The sequence below is a fragment of the Vallitalea okinawensis genome (assembly GCF_002964605.1).
In the GTDB taxonomy this organism is placed as follows: domain Bacteria; phylum Bacillota; class Clostridia; order Lachnospirales; family PQDH01; genus Vallitalea_A; species Vallitalea_A okinawensis.
On the sequence record NZ_PQDH01000027.1, the window covers coordinates 1 to 18707 of the forward strand.

Below are 18707 nucleotides of genomic sequence, written 5' to 3' on the forward strand. Positions count from 1 at the left end.
CATAAAAAAATCTCCTTCCTGATTGTTTGGATTATAACCAGGATGGAGATTTTTACACAGTTTACGTTACAGACTCGAAGTGGCTCAAATATGAGCCACTTCTCTTTTATAATCTTATAGCCTTTTAATCCACTTTTATTTCTGCTTTTAATATTCGAGATGCATTGAGGATAGCTAATAATGCTACACCCACATCAGCGAAAATAGCGGCCCACATCGTAGCCATACCAACTGTAGCCATAAGAAGTACACCAACTTTGATGCCTAAAGCAAAGATAATGTTTTGCCATACTATTTTTCTAGTCATGAGAGCAATGAGTTTTGCTTCTACAATCTTTTTAGGCTCATCCGTCATAAGAACGATATCTGAAGCTTCAATGGCTGCATCAGATCCAACACCACCCATTGATATACCGATATCTGCCCTAGCTAATACAGGTGCATCGTTGATACCATCACCAACAAAAGCCACCCTTTCTTTATTAGAAACACTATCTTTTATCCGTTCGAATTCATCAACTTTATCACCTGGTAACAATTCAGCTCTGAAATCATCAAGCTTCAGTTGAGAAGCAATTTTTGAAGCAATAGACTTATGATCACCAGTTAACATGATAGCCTTTTTAATACCAGCTTTATGCAATTGATCTGTTAGACTCATGACATCTTCTTTAAGTTCATCAGCGATAACAATGTATCCTGCATATTTTCTGTCGATAGCTACGTGTACAATGGTGCCCACTTCATGAGGTTCGTTATAGTTAAGACCTAATTGCTCCATTAACTTATAATTACCTGCTGCCACTGCTCGGTCATCAACTAGAGCTTTAATACCGTGACCTGAGATCTCTTCAAAATCTTTAACTCTGTTTTCATCAAATTCCTGACCATAAGCTTCTCTAATGGATTTTGCAATGGGGTGATTAGAATAGCCTTCCACCATAGCAGCCATTTCGATGATTTCATCAGGTGTAAAGTCATTAGCTTGCTTTATATCAGCAACTTTGAATACACCTTTGGTCAATGTTCCTGTTTTATCAAATACGATTGTAGTAACACTGTTAAGTGCTTCTAAATAGTTGCCACCTTTTACGAGTATACCGTGCTTAGAAGCAGAGCCAATACCACCAAAGAATCCAAGAGGAATGGAGACAACAAGACCACATGGACAGGATACAACTAAGAAAATTAGGGCACGCTCGATCCAATCAGGGAATGTTGCACCAGGTACAACTAGTGGAGGTACAACAGCCAGTAAAGCAGCTGCTATAACGACAACTGGAGTATAGTAACGAGCAAATTTTGTAATAAACTGCTCTGTTTTAGATTTCTTAGCACTTGCATTTTCTACGAGATCAAGAATTTTTGATGCTGTTGATTCAGATAACAATTTAGTGACTTTTACAGTAATGACGCTATTCTTATTAATAAAACCGCTTAAAACATCATCACCTTCAGAAACACTTCTTGGAACAGATTCGCCAGTTAATGCAGCTGTATCCATCATGGCTTTACCAGATATAACAACGCCATCGAGAGGAACCTTTTCACCAGGTTTTATAACAATAAGATCATTTACTTGAACAGTTTCTGGATCTACTTGCTTTAAGCCATCAGCTGTTTGTAAATTAGCATACTCAGCTTTTAAGTCCAGTAATCCTTTAATATTTTTACGAGAATTATTAACTGCAAAATCTTGGAATGCTTCTCCAATTTGCCAGAAAACCATAACGGCTACTGCTTCAGGGTATTCACCTAAAGCTAATGCACCAACAGTTGCTATAGCCATTAGGAAGTGTTCATCAAAAACTTGACCTCTTAATATATTTTTACCTGCTGTAACGAGAACAACACTACCTACAAGCAGATAAGACGTCAAATAAACACCAATCTCAATGGAGTTAGGCATTCGTAGTGTAATACCTATAATAAATAAAGTGAATCCAACCATCATTATTTTATTATTCTTTGCATAGTCTTTTACTGCATCCCAGAAGGATGTCTTTTCTTCAGCGTTTTGTATATCATCAAATGATGTATGACAATGGTCGCAACCACATGAATCCCCATCTGCCTGTGGTTGTTTCTTACCCTTTTCTAAAACCACTACATCTGGTTCTAATGCAGAAACTATTTTTTTAGTTTCTTCAATAATAGAATCTTTGTCATGAGTAGCGTTAGCTTCGATCTTCATTGTTCTACTCATAAGATTCATAGTAGCCTCCTTAACAGTAGAGAGGTTATTTACCCTTTCCTCAATTTTACTTGCGCAATTAGCACAAGATAGCCCCTTCATTTCTAATGTAATCATACTAATACCTCCGTTCATGTTAGCGAACTTATATTATAATATTATATTTAAACATATAAGCATTTGTGCATATGTATTACGTTATTAATATAACATAATTCTTTTCACAAAGCAATATGAAAACTGAATTAAAATAATATTTTCGATACCTATGAATGATGGACTTATATTTATTGCAAGACTTAAACAATGGGGGAGTAGTCCGTATTACATTTTATATTTTTATGATGTTACAATAAAAAACACACATGAGGCGATCTTACATTGCTCCTGTGTGTTTCAACGGTATAAAGTTCTTACATCCAATCTGGATTTCCCCTTAAATAAGGGCGGATAGGGTATTTTTCTTTAAAATTTTGTATAATTTTTTGCCGAATCTCTGCATCATCTTTCATCTTTTCTATTAAAGAAGGATCAACATGATCACTAAAAGGACAATTAGCTATACATATACCGCAATCGGTACCTATGCTCCGCCATCTACGATAACATTCTTCATGATTAATTTTAAAACCTAGTATACCATCATAATCCTGTGGACCTTCTTTAGAGATGGCCTTACCTGGACAAGTTCTTGAGCAAATTCCGCATTCATCGCAGAAAGTTGTTATCCCAAAGTCTATTGGAGCATCCGTATTTAAGGGCATGTTAGTAGTAACAACACCAAGACGAACACGGCTGCCATATTCCTTTGTCAAAAGCAACCCTTGTCGACCTAATTGACCAAGACCTGCATCACGAGCCACTAGTGGAGCGATGACCATATAATTGCCATCCATATGATTACGAGCCTCATAACCTAAACTGCGAATAAAGTGACTGATAATCATTCCTACGATTGCACCATCAATATATCCTTTGGTAGAGGCTAAAGATACTGAAAGCTGTGGAGCACGATAAATATAATCCTGATCCATCTCTACTGCGAAAACAATACCGTAGGGATGTTGTTCGTTTGAATCAATAGGTTGACCATAATCCTCGGGATGTCGTCCTCTATGTGAATAGTAATGGTTGTTTTCCATTTCAGTAACACCTACAAGTTTTGCATTATAATAAGTAGCTAACCCTTTGATACGTTCCGTCATTTCAGCTTTATCGTAGTTTTCTAATCGTATACCGTTGATATCACCTTGGCATAGAGGGTGCAATCTAGAGAGAAATTCAAAGGTAGAATCAACCATTTTACCATTGATAGGATGATAAGTTGCAGTACCTTCGCCACAGATATTTGGCATATTTCGCAATGTATCATCAATTTCTTTTTTTTCAGGATGGCGTTTGTAGTAATCCTCATATTGTAGTCCACCAGACTGGTATGTCATTCTAGCAAACATGATATCTCTCTCATCATACTTCATGGAAACCCTCCTTTTATCATTACTGAATTTAATTTGGCTTTATTTATACAGTTATTGATAATATCTATACGTCATTAGTTGCAGCCAGTTTATTTCGAAGCGCTACGGCTAATTGATCGGGACATGATGATCTTTTTGGTCCGCATGTAATACCTGAAAGGCGTTTAATAGCTTCATTGACTTCCATACCTTCTATTAATCGGCTAATGCCTTGTAGGTTACCATCACAACCACCGATAAACTCTACTTGCTTAATTTTATCATTTTCAATCTCAAATTTAACTTCTTTTGCACAGACTCCTGAAGTTCTAAAAGTATCCATAAATGTCCTCCTTATTGTCATTAGCAGTCAGAATACTACGTTAAGTAAAAAAGTAATTTTAAGTAGGATTCTAGGTCATAACATAAGGGGATTATATCATAGCTTATCTAAGAGTGACAACTTATAAAAATTATAATGATTAAGAAAAGTTTAATATACAAGGCTATGAGCGCTATTAAAATTTTTAATACCAAAAGAGGCATTAAATAGGTTTGTTTCACGAGTACAAACAACCTAGATTTGATACATATATTAAGTAATACTAAGTACATTGTATAGTTAGGTATGATGTGTTATTATGAGGTTGGAAGGTGGTTCTATGCAAGTTAGCAAAGAAGTTTTAAAAGGTCATATTGATACAATTATCTTAGTATTATTCACTAACATGACTGCTATGGCTATGAAATAGCCAAAAATGTTAAAGAGCATAGTGACGGTGCTTTTGAGCTTAAAGAGGGTACATTATACATTGCCTTAAAACGATTAGAGGTTAATGGGTATATCCGTTCCTATTGGGATGATGGTGAAAGTAAAGGCGGAAGGCGTAAATATTATGCAATAACAGAAAATGGTCAATCTTTTTATCAGACTAAAATAGATGAGTGGGCATTCATGAAAAAGATGATGGATGATTTTATCTCCGCAAAGAAGAGTTGGAGGGGGAAGTAACATGAATAAGAAAAGTTTGATTGGAGTAGCCTTAGTGGTATTGGGGATCATTGGAATTCTAAGTAGATTTATTGATATGGATAACTACATGGCACTGTTAATCAGTGGTGGTGCTGTAGGATTATACATATACTACGGTTACAATAAACACTATCGAAATGTTGGTTTTCTATTAGTAGCCTTAATTATTTTCATGGGACAGATTTATGTTTGGTTTGAAGATGATATTTTTTTTATCAGATATGAAGATGTCATTACGACATTAATACTAGCCACAAACTTTTTACTTGTTTATATCATTCATACATCTCGATTTAAAAATAGCTCAAGAGGAAAGCGGAATTGGCCGCTGCTTATTTCTGGCATAATGTACGGCGTTTCGCTAATAATATATGTTGATGAATTTGTAGATACTGAGATTTCAGAGCAACTATTAGATTTATTATGGCCAATTGCTTTAATTGTTATAGGGATTATCCTATTAGTGCGAGGTCTTAAGTCTAAGAGCTTAGAAAGCAATAAAGAATAACTTGAATACTACATGAGGAGGAAAGAGAATGGACAAAGATAAAATTATAGGTATTATAGGCGCAATGGATGAAGAAGTTGATGAATTAAAGGAGATTATGGACTGTCAAAACACTACTGATCAAGCAGGATTGACATTTTATAGTGGGTTATTACATGGTGAAAAAGTAGTCGTTGTTCGCTGTGGAATCGGAAAGGTTAACGCAGCCATCTGCACACAAGTTTTAATTGACCAATATGATGTCAATGTGATTGTTAATGTGGGTGTTGCAGGAGCACTACATAAAACCTTAGACATTGGCGATATTGTCATATCATCAGATGCTGTTTACCATGATTTTGATACAACTGCATTTGGTCATAAGAAGGGAATCATACCACGAATGGAAGAAAGCACTTTTAAAGCTGATGAAAAAATGATTCAATTAGCTAAAGAAGCAGGCAAAATCTTACCTAATAACCCTGGTGTATTTGTACAACGAATAGTTAGTGGAGACCAATTCGTGGCAAGTAAAGAAATTAAAGAAGAGATAATTCATGAATTTCAGGCATACTGTACCGAGATGGAAGGAGCAGCAATTGCTCATACCTGTTATTTAAACCAAATCCCATTTGTTATCATCAGAGCTATTTCAGATAAAGCAGATCATAGTGCTGAAATTAATTTCAATGAATTTGTATTAAAAGCAGCTAAAAACTCTTCATTAATGATACAAAATATCTTACAAAATTTAAATTAAAATGACTATAATCACATCTATAGTCAACTCTAATTAAACTTGATTAATAGACTTCAAGGTACATGCTTACTCAAAAATGATGCATGTACTTTTTTGTTTTCTAAGGTTACTTTTCAAATAGTTCCACCTCTCTTTATAGACTTAATCTAGTCGCTGTCATTTATATGCCTAATTTGCCTAACTTATTTTCATATCTAATTAGCAAGAATATTTTTACTATGTAAATTGGAAAAAAGTGTGGCTTACTATCTTTTACATAACTCGTCCATAAAGTTCATATAATAAAAACGTGTGAAATTGATTATAAGATTTAAGGATTTATCTGAAGAAATAAGAAAATGTATTAAAATCAGTACAATCGGAAAAATGCTTGCAAAACACTAGTGGATAACATATAATTAATATTAAATAATACTAATTATTAGTTACTAGAAAGTTGACGAAGACATAAAAGACTATGTGTATTATGAGAATATTCTATAAAAGGAGGATGTTTTATGGCCGAAGTAATAAAATTACCCAAAACCAATGAATTAGGTTTCTATGAAATCCGACTGGAAAGTATTGGAGGTCTAGGTGCTAATGTTAGTGGTAAAATTTTAGGTGAAGTTGGAGCATTATATTTAGGCTTAAATAGTTCAAATTTTGCAAGTTATGGATCAGAAAAAAAAGGAACACCTGTTAAGTCTTTTGTCAGATTTTGCGATGCAGAGCAAGAGATAAGGCTTAACAGTCCAGTAGAAAAGCCACATCTATTGGCACTCTTCCATAAAAATCTAGTTGGTAAAATACCTGTAATGGATGGTGTGGATGAGAATTCAAAAGTTATCGTTAATACAGATGAGAATCCAGAAGAGATACGTGATTACTTAAAAATGCATGCTGGTACAGTTGTTTGTGTGGATGCACTCAATATTGCACTTGAAGAAAAAACACGTATCAACATGGTTATGCTCGGTGCATTAGCTAAAGCATCTGATTTCATTCCACTTGAAGCAATTGAAGAAGTTGTGAAAGAAACAATTGGTAAGAAGTATCCAGCGGTTTTAGAAGGAAACTTAAAAGGTTTACGAAGAGGTTATGAGGAAGTTAAAATAAAGCAATTTGATAAAGATGGTAAATATCCTTATCAAGAGTTCAAGGAAGTAAAAAGAGATTGGGGTTGGGATAATGCACCATTAGGAGGTAATAATCCTAACATTGCTAGTACCATCAGTAATGATGTTTCAGCCAGTCGTGTAGGTTATGCACCTATCTTTAAGGAAGAAGCTTGTATCCATTGTGGTATGTGTGATACTACTTGTCCTGATATGGTATTCCAATTTGCTGAAGGTGAATTCAAAGGACGAAAAGGAATGGTCAATTTAGGTCCTGATTATCATCACTGTAAGGGTTGCTTAAGATGTGTAGAGGTATGTCCTACAGATGCATTAACAGCAGGTCTTGAGCGTGAACATGACCTTTGGAAAAATCATGTACGAAACCAAGAATTAGTCGTTGATCAGTTAGATTTTGAAGATTTTGTTGGAGCAAACTCCATTCAAACAACTGAAAAAGAAGACAATACCCTTATTATAGAGCCATAAGTAAATACTCAAATTGGTTTTTAACATTGGATGCCAAGCATTCATTAACCAAAGAATATCAAAGAAGGCATATTGATCTTAATTATTAGTAGAAGTAGCTAAGTTCGATATATTCGGATAGGAGGAATAGGTGTGAAAGAGCAAAAAATAATGTTTGACAGTGGTAATGAATTGGCAGCATACGCCGCCAAACAAATAAATTATCATGTAATGGGTTATTACCCAATTACACCATCAACAAAGATTGCTGAAAAGTTAGATGAATTAAAGGCTGACGGAAAACATCATGTTAAAATGGTTCCAGGTGATGGAGAGCATGGTGCCGCAGGTATATGTTATGGAGCGACTGCAGGTGGTGGGCGTGTATTTAATGCAACATCAGCTAACGGTTTACTCTATGCATTAGAGCAGTTACCTGTACAATCTGGTACACGGTTCCCAATGGTTCTAAATGTTGTATGTAGAACTGTATCAGGTCCTTTATCTATTAAAGGTGATCATAGTGATATCATGTATACATTAAATACCGGATGGATCATTCTCTTTGCAAAAGATCCACAACGTGTTTATGACTTAAATATTATGGCTCTGAAAATAGCTGAAGAAGTTAAGTTACCAGTAATAGTAGCTTTCGATGGTTTCTTTACCTCTCATCAGAAGAGAAGAGTTAATGTATTCGCAAATGATGAAGATGTAAGAGATTTCTTAGGAGAATACGTTGCAGATACACATGCATTAGATCCTGACAAACCAGTTACAATTGGTTCTTATATGAATGAGCCAGATTTAATCAATAATAAGTTCCAGCTGCATTTAGCAATGGAAGAAGCAAGAGAAGTAATTCCACGTGTATTCAAGGAATATGAAGAAATTTCTGGACGTCAGTATACAGTAATTGAGGGTCATGAAATGGAAGATGCTGAAGCGGCATTATTTATTCTTGGCTCATCCTATGATACTGCAAAGATTGCAGTTGATGAATTAAGAAAAGAAGGTAAAAAAGTTGGTGTATTCACCATTAATGCATTAAGACCATGGGATAAAGAAGGTCTCTATAATATCTGTAAAGATGTTAAATCCATAGTAGTAGCTGATAGACAAGATAGTTACGGTGCAGGTGGTGGTAACTTGTCACTGGAGTTAAAAGCTACATTACACGATTTTAAGGCTGATATTGAAGTCAACTCATTAGTTTATGGTCTAAGTGGTAAAGACTTCTATAAAGAAGATGCTATCCATATGTTGAATAAAGCTTATGATATAGCAGAAGGCAAAAAGGAAGAGCATAAGAAGTTTGATTACTATGGTCAATATAAAGGTAAAGAAGGTTATGAACCAGTTCAATACATGAAACCAATCTCTAAAGAAGAGGCAAGTCCAGGAGTTACATCTGTTGAAGTGGATGATAAAAATGGTCTCTTCAAAGTAAAAGGTGGTATTATAAAGAATGCTACTAAAATGCCAAAACGCTGGGTTGCCGGTCACGGAGCTTGTCCTGGTTGTGGTATTCCAGTTAATGTTAACTTGTTATTAAAAGGTATTGAAGGAAACGTTGTTCTTTTATTCCAAACAGGTTGTGGTATGGTTGTTACAACAGCCTATCCTAAAACATCATTCCGTGTAAGTTATATTCATAACTTATTCCAAAATGGTGCAGCTACATTATCGGGTCTTGTTGAAATGTTTGAAGAAAAGAAACGTCGTGGTGAGATTCCAGATGAGTTTACATTTGTTATGGTTAGTGGTGATGGTGGGCTTGATATTGGTATGGGACCTGCTATTGGTGCTGCATTAAGAAATCATAAAATGATCATTATGGAATATGATAATGGTGGTTATATGAATACAGGTTATCAACAATCTTATACGACTCCTATGGGAGCTAAAACATCTACATCACATGTAGGTCCGGCTCAAGTTGGTAAGATAACCTTCCACAAAGATACACCTCAGATTTTTGCAGCAACGAATATTCCATATGTAGCTACTGTATCCGAGCATATACCTATGGACTTCATTAAGAAAGCTGCTAAAGCTCAAAAGTATGCTAATGAATATGGGCTAGCATTCATTAAAACACTATCAGCATGCCCTCTTAACTGGGGTGATAATCCTCGCTATGAGCGTAGTGTTATTGAAGCAGGAGTGGATAGTTGTTACCATCCTCTTTATGAAATTGAAAGAGGTATTACAAACATCACTTACAATCCAGAAGCAAAAAATAAAAAGATACCTATTGCTGATTTCTTTAGCATGATGGGTAGAACAAAGCACTTGTTAAAACCTGATAATGAAAGTATTTTAACAAGTATCCAAGAAGAAGTGGATCGTCGTTGGGGTCGACTTAAAGCTCAAAGCGATAGCCCATTCTTATAGGATAATGTGATAGATAAAAGAACCTGTTAATGAATCGACCCCCAGATGTTAGGCCTAAAATCTAACTGATGGAGGTCGGTTTTTATATTGAAAAATATAGTTGAAAATTTATGATGAAAGTAGTACAAGAGTATCTATCTGGAAAAGGTTTTGAATGTGGTCATTAGCCTTACCTAAAAGCATTAAGTAAGTTATTAATTTAAAGATGTTTTGCAATAAAATTTTACGATTTTTTTTAAAAATCTTTAAAAAATTTTATTTATCAATAAGTTATTTACATTTATTTAAGAATGCCCTATAATTAGCTTGAAAAATTTAAATCGGGGGCATTTACATGGAAACTATGAAGAATACTTCCAGGAAGCTAAATCAAAGAGTTAGCACAAATGGACTTAAAAAAGCAGTAAGTACTGAAGGAATTATTGCAATAATTATTTTCTGTTTATTTTTTGGTTATTTAATTTCAGTTATGGGTTTAGTTAATATGTTTAATACCTTAATCAATACTGCCCACGACTTATTGTTGAATACCGTATTTTTCATTATGGGGATAGCTGTTTTGGCAGGTGCTATTGGTTCTGTCTTAACCGAGTTTGGAGTCATCTCCATGCTTAATAAGATTTTGTCCATATTTATGAAACCTTTATACAACATGCCTGGTGCATCAGTATTAGGGATTGTGACAACATATTTATCGGATAACCCAGCTATTATTACATTAGCTAAGGAAGATGGTTTTAAGAAATTTTTTAAACAATATCAACTCCCTGCTTTAACAAATTTAGGAACAGCTTTTGGTATGGGGTTAGTTGTAACAGCGTTTATGATGGCTCAAGCATCACCTATAGGTGAAAGTTTTGTTATGCCAGCTTTAATTGGTAACCTAGGTGCCTTTGTGGGTAGTATTATCAGTGTTCGTATTATGCTTCAATTTACTAAGAAAGTATATGGCGTTGATGCCGAGCCTATTGTTAAAAGTGATGTAGACTATGATGTTTTAACTTACCGTAAAGTAAGAGAAGGTACAACTGGGCAACGTTTATTAGCTGCATTATTAGAAGGTGGTAAATCAGGTGTGGATATTGGATTAAGCATCATACCAGGAGTACTTATTATATGTACAGTTGTTCTATTATTTACGAATGGACCTTCACCTGAAGGATATACCGGAGTAGCTTATGAAGGAGTTGGTTTGTTACCTGCTATTGCTAATCAACTTGATTTTATTTTGGAGCCACTTTTTGGTTTCCAGAGTCCAGAAGCTATAGCAGTACCCATAACATCTTTAGGGGCTGTAGGTGCGGCTATTGGGCTAGTTCCTACTTTACTCGAAGAAGGTTTAATAGGTGGGAACGAAATAGCTGTCTTTACAGCAATGGGTATGTGTTGGAGTGGTTACTTAAGTACTCATGTTGCTATGATGGATAGCTTAGACTGTAGAGAACTGACAGGTAAGGCTATTATAAGTCATACCATTGGGGGCTTAGTGGCAGGAATTGCAGCCCATTGGTTTTATGTTTTATTCACGATAATTTAAAGAAATGGAATATATATTGAACTACTCACAATTGTGAGTAGTTTTTTACTTTTCTTGTGCGTAAAAATGAAGATTTAGCTTGGGTTTTGGATTATTAATGTGACTTCCTTTAGTCTATTAAGAAAAAATTAAATATATTACATTCAACAAGGAAAGTAATGGTAATCATTTTTGGGTTTATTTGAAATATACAAGAAACTTTTGGAATAATATAGCATATAATAGTATAGACAAGTCTATAATTTAATAAGTATTTAATAAAATATTAATTATATATTAATAAAAGATCTCTATATCATGATAATGAAATAAGCTTGTAATATTGGGGACGCACGGTGGATTTGACATTAAAAAATGAACTGGATATAATAAGAATGTAATAATTAATTAATAACTTATTTAAAAAGGTATATAATAAACCAAAGAGAAGTTTGACATAATTGATTAGTATCACAATAAACTGACTTCTGGAGGACAAAAAATGAGTTTTCGTAAAAAATATGTTAAAACCCTTTGTTGTATTGCAGGTACTTTGATTTATACAATGAATGCTCACGCTGCAGTAGTAGGGACTGTAAATGTAGATCAAATTAATGTAAGAACAGCACCGGTTCAAAATTCTAGTAATATCATCTCGCAGCTTGAGACAGATAGTCAAGTACATATACTTGATGTGGACGGAGATTATTATGAGATTGAATATAACGATGAAATAGCATATGTGTTTCAGGATTATGTTACCTTCAATGGAATACCGGCATTGGTACAAGCAGATGTGAATTTGCGCAGTGAGCCTGAACAGAAAACAGAGAATATTATGGAAACAATACCAGGAGCTGAAGAGATAAAAGTCTTGTCTGTTGGAGAAGAATATAGTTATGTACTATATAAAGAGCAGTATGGCTATGTTTATAATACAAAGTTATCTTTTAACGAAGAAGACTTACAAGACTTAAGCTATATATCAGAAATGAAGAATGCTGTTGTTATAGCTGATAACTTAAATGTAAGACAAGGAGCGAATACAAGTTCAAGTATTATAACAAAACTGCAACGAGGAAATGAAGTTGACGTTATAAGTATAGAAGGTGAATGGATTAAGGTTAAGTTAACGGATGAAGCCATAGGTTATGTGCATAAAGCATATGTAACATTGGAGAACGCCATCCAGTTAAATGCTTTTGAAGAAGAATTAAGCCTTGGTGATGAAATAGCTAATCAGGGTATGCAATATGTTGGAGTACCTTATGTGTATGGTGGTACAAGCCTAACATACGGTGTAGATTGCTCTGGTTTTACGCAAAGTATATATCAACAGTTTGGTGTAAGTATTAGCCGTACCTCCAGAACCCAGTTTAATGATGGTGTTCCAGTATCCGTTGGTGAGTTGCAGTCAGGTGATTTATTATTCTATGGTTATAATGGATATATCTCACATGTTGCCATTTATATTGGTAATGGGCAAATTGTTCATTCAAGTACGCCAAGTACTGGTGTAATCATTTCGGATATGTATGCATCAGGAAAACCATATATTGGAGCAAGAAGAATTCTATACTAAGAGGCTGACCGGCCTCTTTTTCTTTTGCATTAAACAGAGCATTTAATAAAGATTTAAAGTCTTTTTCAGGGTAATTATGGTATAATATGATGTACTAAAGGAGAAGGAGGAAAAGCATGAAAAAAATTATCGTTGGACTTATTCTTTTTATTACAGTATTATCTGTTGGCTGTACTGAAATGCGACCTGTGAGCAATATTGGTACGAGCTCAGAAGAACAGCCGACACTCGAACCAGAGGTAGGCAATAAAGACGACATTATAACAGTTGAACCTGAAGTGGTAGAACCTGTTGTTGAGGAGCCAATTGTAGAAGAGGAACCAAAGGTAGAAGAGAACGTAAAAGAAACTGAAGAAGAGTCGGTTTTAGAAGAAATTGATTTAGAACTACCTGTAATAGTTGAAAAGGAAACATCCTCTCTTTCCAATGAAACAAAGGGGTGGTCCTGGAAGCGTAACACGGAACATGAACCACCAATTGCCTATGCAGAGACTGAGATTCTTGATAGTTATAATGCCTATTACCTTGGAGATATCAATGAGAAGGTGATTTATTTAACTTTTGATAACGGTTACGAGAATGGCTATACAGAAACAATACTAGATGCATTAGCAGTACATGATGTTAAAGCAGCATTTTTTGTAACCCAGCCTTACATAAGAGATAATAAAGAATTAGTCATAAGGATGAAAGAAGAAGGGCATATTGTTGGCAATCATTCAGTAACTCATCAAAGTATGCCTAGTCTTAGTGATGAAGATGTCATTAGAGAATTAGAAGATACTGCTGCCTATATGTTAGAGACAACAGGTTACTCAATGGATGCTTATTTTAGACCACCTATGGGTGAATACAGTGAAAGAACACTCTACCTGACAAGTTCTGTGGGTTATAAAAGTATTTTTTGGAGTATGGCTTATGTTGACTGGAAAACAGATGATCAACCGGGAGCAGATTATGCTCTTGATCATGTTATGACGAATCACCATCCCGGATCCATACCTCTACTTCATTCTGTATCATCTTCAAATGCAGAAGCGCTTGCTAGTATCATTGAGTCATTACATGCAGAAGGCTACCGATTTGGTACATTAGATGAATTGAAATAAAGAAAGCTCCAGATTAAGTTCTGGAGCTTTTTCATGTCATTCTTTTCTTGGATCTTCATCTTCACTCTTCGGAGTAACGTGCATATCTGGAATTGTAGCCATGTGTATAGCCTCTTTAGATTCAATGTACTCAGTAAGTAAAGTTTGAATAACGGCTACGATGGGTACAGAAAGAACCATACCTATGGCCCCAAATAAACTGCCGCCGATTGCTACAGATGCAACAACCCAGAATGGTTTAACACCTAAAGAATCACCTAATATCTTTGGTCCAACAAAGATGTTATCTACTTGCTGCATCAATAATACAATACCTAGTAAAGCAACAGTCTCTGGGATACCAGTGAGTAGTGTAATAATGAGACAAGGTATGGTACCCATAAGTGGACCAACATAAGGAATAATATTTGTTAAACCAATGATTAAACCGAATAGAGGTGCATAAGGGATATCCAAACCGAATAAATTAGCGATAATGATACCAATATACACTAAGAAACCAAGTATAATACAGGTTATTAGTTTGCTGACTAAAAAGTTTTTAACAGCTTTATCCGTTAAATGGGTTACTTTTATAATGTAATTGGCTGTCTTAGGTCTAAAAACAGCTTTAACAAATCTTTTAGTATAATCCTGCATCGCTTCTGCATCTACTAGAGCATACCAAGCCATGAAGATAGCGATAATAAAGTTAAAAGTTAAAGTTACTACGCTGGTTGCACCCAAAGCAATTGAACCAATTAAATCTGTACCAAAATTAATGATGGTGGATGAGTAGCCCATTAAGAATTCTTGTACTTGAGTAACAAGATCCTCAACATCAAAGGTATTAGATAAATAGGCTAATAATTGATAGGATAAGGATTCTAACTCTCTGGAGTAAGTAGGAATATCTTTAGCAAAAGTTTTAACACTATCCACTAAACTTGGTATGAATAATACAAACATGAGGATGATGATTGCTATTACTGTTAAAAATGCAAGTAAGATTGCTAATCCTCGTTTAATAGGTATCTTTCTTTCATAAAAATCCACAATGGGCTTAAGTAAATAAATCATGACAAAAGCAATTACTACTGTTCCAATAGCATTATAGATTAAGCTTAATCCTTTATATTGAAATACAAAATAAAAAATCAGGCAAGATAACGTTACTAAGACTAATGCCGGTGGAATAAGTTTATAATAATTCTTCTGAATATCTTTCTTATTCATTATTCTCTCCTTTAAGTATATTTTATTGAAAACTGCTCATGTTAAGTATGAGGTTATGTCTATTATATTATAACAAACTATTCCATAGAATCCATTATAAATCTATTAAAAAATGAGAAAATAAATAACCCAACGTACCTAAACTTTACTTTTCTATATATTAAGGGTATAATCGTTAATGATATAAAACAGTAAGTAATAGGCTATATGTAGCCGAGAAATATAGTATTCAATTCTCTTAAATACATAAGGAGGTTATAGATAATGAGCAAAAGATTTGAAGATCAAACATGGAAAGAAAGTATGCGATTAAGAATGGACTTTAATAACATGATGGCTGACTTTGTTGGTGAACATGGAATTAAAGAAGAGGATATTGTTGCTATTCAAGAAAAAATCGAGATAGCAGAAGCTTCTATGAAAGAAAAAAGAGCTAATGGTGATATGGACTGGAGAGATCTACCATATAATCAAGCTGAAGTAGTTGCTGATATTAAAGCTTATGCAGATGTCGTGAAAGATAAGTTTGATGCATTTGTAGTGCTAGGAATTGGTGGATCTGCTCTTGGTCCAATCGCCGTTCAACAAGCTATTAATCATCCCTTCTTCAATGAATTGTCTAAAGAAGATAGAGGTGGATTCCCACGTTTCTATGTAGCTGATAATGTAGATCCTGAAAATTTATCCTACTTATTTGATATTATTGATGTAGAGAAAACACTTTTCAATGTTATTTCTAAATCAGGAAGTACATCAGAGACAATGTCTCAATTCATGATCATCGAAGACATGTTAAAAGAACGTTTAGGTGACAGTTATAAAGAAAATATCGTCTGTACGACTGATGCTAAAAACGGTAATTTAAGACCTATGGCTGATAAAGAAGGTTATAAAAGCTTTGTTATTCCAGCAGGTGTAGGTGGTCGTTTCTCAGAGCTAACACCAGTAGGGTTATTGCCTGCAGCTATGGCAGGGATTGATATTGAAGAATTACTTGCTGGAGCAGCTTATATGGATGAGTTATGTAAAATCGAAGATACATTTAAAAATCCAGGTTCTATGTATGGTATTTTAAGCTATCTAGCAATGGAACAAGATAAAAACATTCAAGTTATGATGCCTTATGCAGATTCCTTGAAGTATATTGCAGATTGGTTTGCACAATTATGGGCAGAAAGTTTAGGTAAAAAGTTTAATAATAATGGTGATGCAGTTAATGTAGGGCAAACACCTGTTAAAGCATTAGGTGCAACTGATCAGCATTCACAAGTTCAATTATATGCTGAAGGTCCTTTTGATAAGATGACTGTATTCATTGGAGTAGATGAATACAATAAATCATTACGTATACCTAAGGTGTATGGTGATATACCAAGTTTAGGTTTTCTTGGTGGTACTACTCAAGACCAATTAATTAAGACTGAACAAATGGCAACAGAATATGCTCTTATGAAACAAGGTAAAATGAATATGACATTAACACTGCCAAAGGTAAATGAATTTACATTAGGTCAGCTATTATATTTGTTTGAAGTTACAACAGCTTTCGCTGGTGAGTTAATGGACATCAATGCATTTGATCAACCAGGTGTTGAAGAAGGTAAGAATGCAACTTATGCTATGTTTGGACGTCCAGGCTATGAAGATAAGAAGGCAGAACTTGATGCTCGTCCAGAGAAAAATAGCAAATTTATGATGTAGGGTCAAATTTTGATTTACACTTATCTGTATTTTGATCCTGTAATTGCAAAAAACGATATTGTGAATTAAGAGTTTTAGTTTTAGTACCTAATGTTATAAAGAATCACTGTAGTAGCTAAGTAGGTTAGGGTATGATGATATACCTTTTGTAGAAAGAAAACTGACGGTAGTAGATTGGTAGCATGGTTAGAATAATAAAATATATAGCCTCTGTTACCCTTAGGTAATAGAGGCTTTTTACTACCCTCATCACATTGCAGATTTGAGAACATATAGCTGACATAATGAGGAGGACACAAAATGAGTAAAAGAGATAAATTTACATCTAAGATAGGTATTATAGCCGCTGTAGCTGGGTCGGCCATCGGATTAGGAAACATATGGCGTTTTCCATATATCACAGGCAAGTATGGTGGAGCAAGTTTTTTAATTGTATATCTTATCTGTATCATGCTGGTTGGCTTACCGGTTATGTTATCTGAATTTATTATCGGTAGACATACAGGAAAGAATACAGTTGGAGCTTTTAAAGAGCTAGCCCCGGGAAGACCATGGTTTTTAAGCGGCTGGTTAGGGTTATTTGCTTCTGTTATAACACTAGGATTTTATAGTGTTGTAGCAGGTTGGGGTGTTAAATATATTATAATGTCCCTCTTTAATAACTTCTCAGGAAAAGATATAAGTAATCTTGGAATAGCATTTGACGATTTTGTCACCAGCGGGCTAGATCCAGTATTTTGGCAGCTTCTATTTATACTCTTTACAGGAGCCATAGTTGTTTTAGGTGTGAAGAACGGTATTGAGAAATTCTCCAAGATATTGATGCCCATTTTTTTTATATTGCTATGTATTTTAGTTGTTAATGCATTTACGTTAGAAGGTGCTAAAGAAGGACTTGCTTTCCTATTCAAACCTGATTTTAATCAATTGACTATGGAAGCAATTTTCGTAGCTTTAGGGCATTCCTTTTTTACTCTTAGTTTAGGTATGGGAACTATGATTACCTATGGTTCATATATTTCTAAGGAAGAAGATTTAACAAAAACTGCGCTGCAAGTTATTGTTGCTGATACCGGAGTAGCTATCTTAGCAGGAGTAGCCATTTTTCCAGCAGTATTTACTTTTGGTATTGATCCAGGTGAAGGTGCTGGTTTAGCCTTTGTCACTTTACCAGCTATTTTTACGAATATTCCATTTGGTTATATACTAAGTATTCTCTTCTTTTTCTTATTGACAATTGCGGCACTTACATCAGCTATATCCATGTTAGAGGTACCAGTTGCATTTCTGGAAGAAGAGACAAAGCTTTCAAGGAATCAAGGGACTTTATTAATATGTTTAGCAGCAGGGATTTTTGGACTACTCTGTTCATTATCTAATGGAGCAGTTAATATCACTGTTATGGGACAATCGTTGATGAGTTTTGCTGAATACTTATCATCCAATATTCTTTTACCTTTTGTAGGTCTACTAACAGCAATCTTTGTGGGATGGGCACTGCAAAAAAGAGTTATAGCTTCTGAGTTAAAATTGAAGCAAGAAAGTACAGCATATAATGTCTTTATGGGAATTCTGAAGTTTATTACACCAATAGCAATTATATTCGTATTTTTATATTCAATAGGTGTTATCTCCTTTTAGACATGAAATACCCCTAACAAACAAAAGATGGCTCCTCGTAAGAGGAGCCT

The 18707-nt window shown here is 34.6% G+C and carries 14 protein-coding genes; 10 read left to right on the plus strand and 4 right to left on the minus strand.

Annotated features, from left to right (window positions below; genetic code table 11):
* Nucleotides 1-124: 124 nt before the first annotated feature.
* From C1Y58_RS25100 to C1Y58_RS25110, 3 genes are all read right to left on the minus strand, one after another.
* Nucleotides 125-2311: a heavy metal translocating P-type ATPase gene (locus C1Y58_RS25100; RefSeq protein WP_242985473.1), complete on the minus strand. Its 2187-nt coding sequence runs from the start codon at nt 2309-2311 to the stop codon at nt 125-127.
* A 296-nt stretch (nt 2312-2607) separates the two neighbouring features.
* A complete protein-coding gene (locus C1Y58_RS25105; protein ID WP_105619914.1) occupies nt 2608-3672 on the minus strand; it encodes a 4Fe-4S dicluster domain-containing protein in 1065 nt (354 codons plus the stop codon).
* 64 nt (nt 3673-3736) lie between these two features.
* Entirely contained in the window at nt 3737-3994 is a 258-nt protein-coding gene (locus C1Y58_RS25110) for a TIGR03905 family TSCPD domain-containing protein (RefSeq protein ID WP_105619915.1), read from the minus strand.
* Nucleotides 3995-4399: 405 nt separating this feature from the next.
* Here C1Y58_RS25110 and C1Y58_RS27310 point away from each other — a divergent pair, with 405 nt between their 5' ends.
* The 8 genes from C1Y58_RS27310 (at nt 4400) to pdaA (ending at nt 14100) form a co-directional block, all read left to right on the plus strand.
* On the plus strand, nt 4400-4663 hold the full coding sequence (locus C1Y58_RS27310; protein WP_242985476.1) for a PadR family transcriptional regulator: 264 nt from the start codon (nt 4400-4402) through the stop codon (nt 4661-4663).
* A 1-nt stretch (nt 4664) separates the two neighbouring features.
* Complete coding sequence (locus C1Y58_RS25120) at nt 4665-5192, plus strand: hypothetical protein (protein WP_105619916.1); 528 nt, start codon at nt 4665-4667, stop codon at nt 5190-5192.
* Nucleotides 5193-5220: 28 nt separating this feature from the next.
* Nucleotides 5221-5931, plus strand: a complete 711-nt coding sequence (locus tag C1Y58_RS25125; RefSeq protein WP_105619917.1) for a 5'-methylthioadenosine/adenosylhomocysteine nucleosidase — start codon at nt 5221-5223, stop codon at nt 5929-5931.
* Nucleotides 5932-6428: 497 nt separating this feature from the next.
* Nucleotides 6429-7517, plus strand: coding sequence for a 2-oxoacid:acceptor oxidoreductase family protein (locus C1Y58_RS25130; protein WP_105619918.1), 1089 nt, complete (start codon nt 6429-6431; stop codon nt 7515-7517).
* Nucleotides 7518-7649: 132 nt separating this feature from the next.
* Nucleotides 7650-9893: a thiamine pyrophosphate-dependent enzyme gene (locus C1Y58_RS25135; RefSeq protein ID WP_242985474.1), complete on the plus strand. Its 2244-nt coding sequence runs from the start codon at nt 7650-7652 to the stop codon at nt 9891-9893.
* Between the two features lie 334 nt (nt 9894-10227).
* Nucleotides 10228-11430 carry a CD0519/CD1768 family membrane protein gene (locus C1Y58_RS25140; RefSeq protein ID WP_170311694.1) on the plus strand — a complete coding sequence of 401 codons (1203 nt, stop codon included), beginning with the start codon at nt 10228-10230 and terminating at the stop codon, nt 11428-11430.
* Between the two features lie 481 nt (nt 11431-11911).
* Nucleotides 11912-12991 (plus strand): C40 family peptidase, encoded by a 1080-nt coding sequence (locus C1Y58_RS25145; protein WP_105619919.1) that lies wholly within the window; start codon nt 11912-11914, stop codon nt 12989-12991.
* Between the two features lie 116 nt (nt 12992-13107).
* Entirely contained in the window at nt 13108-14100 is a 993-nt protein-coding gene (gene pdaA, locus C1Y58_RS25150) for a delta-lactam-biosynthetic de-N-acetylase (protein ID WP_105619920.1), read from the plus strand.
* A gap of 36 nt (nt 14101-14136) precedes the next feature.
* Here the strand turns inward: pdaA and C1Y58_RS25155 are convergent, their stop codons facing one another.
* A complete protein-coding gene (locus tag C1Y58_RS25155; protein WP_105619921.1) occupies nt 14137-15315 on the minus strand; it encodes an AI-2E family transporter in 1179 nt (392 codons plus the stop codon).
* A 264-nt stretch (nt 15316-15579) separates the two neighbouring features.
* Between C1Y58_RS25155 and C1Y58_RS25160 the strand changes: the two genes are divergently transcribed.
* A complete protein-coding gene (locus tag C1Y58_RS25160; RefSeq protein ID WP_105619922.1) occupies nt 15580-17016 on the plus strand; it encodes a glucose-6-phosphate isomerase in 1437 nt (478 codons plus the stop codon).
* 300 nt (nt 17017-17316) lie between these two features.
* Nucleotides 17317-18657 (plus strand): sodium-dependent transporter, encoded by a 1341-nt coding sequence (locus C1Y58_RS25165; RefSeq protein WP_105619923.1) that lies wholly within the window; start codon nt 17317-17319, stop codon nt 18655-18657.
* The last annotated feature ends 50 nt before the right edge of the window (nt 18658-18707 follow it).

Coding starts and splice junctions, on each gene's coding strand:
- C1Y58_RS25165 (WP_105619923.1), top strand. CDS start 17,317: ATGAGTAAAAGAGATAAATTTACATCTAAGATAGGTATTATAGCCGCT.
- C1Y58_RS25125 (WP_105619917.1), top strand. CDS start 5,221: ATGGACAAAGATAAAATTATAGGTATTATAGGCGCAATGGATGAAGAA.
- C1Y58_RS25155 (WP_105619921.1), bottom strand. CDS start 15,315: ATGAATAAGAAAGATATTCAGAAGAATTATTATAAACTTATTCCACCG.
- pdaA (WP_105619920.1), top strand. CDS start 13,108: ATGAAAAAAATTATCGTTGGACTTATTCTTTTTATTACAGTATTATCT.
- C1Y58_RS25160 (WP_105619922.1), top strand. CDS start 15,580: ATGAGCAAAAGATTTGAAGATCAAACATGGAAAGAAAGTATGCGATTA.
- C1Y58_RS25110 (WP_105619915.1), bottom strand. CDS start 3,994: ATGGATACTTTTAGAACTTCAGGAGTCTGTGCAAAAGAAGTTAAATTT.
- C1Y58_RS25100 (WP_242985473.1), bottom strand. CDS start 2,311: ATGATTACATTAGAAATGAAGGGGCTATCTTGTGCTAATTGCGCAAGT.
- C1Y58_RS25130 (WP_105619918.1), top strand. CDS start 6,429: ATGGCCGAAGTAATAAAATTACCCAAAACCAATGAATTAGGTTTCTAT.
- C1Y58_RS25145 (WP_105619919.1), top strand. CDS start 11,912: ATGAGTTTTCGTAAAAAATATGTTAAAACCCTTTGTTGTATTGCAGGT.
- C1Y58_RS25105 (WP_105619914.1), bottom strand. CDS start 3,672: ATGAAGTATGATGAGAGAGATATCATGTTTGCTAGAATGACATACCAG.
- C1Y58_RS25140 (WP_170311694.1), top strand. CDS start 10,228: ATGGAAACTATGAAGAATACTTCCAGGAAGCTAAATCAAAGAGTTAGC.
- C1Y58_RS25120 (WP_105619916.1), top strand. CDS start 4,665: ATGAATAAGAAAAGTTTGATTGGAGTAGCCTTAGTGGTATTGGGGATC.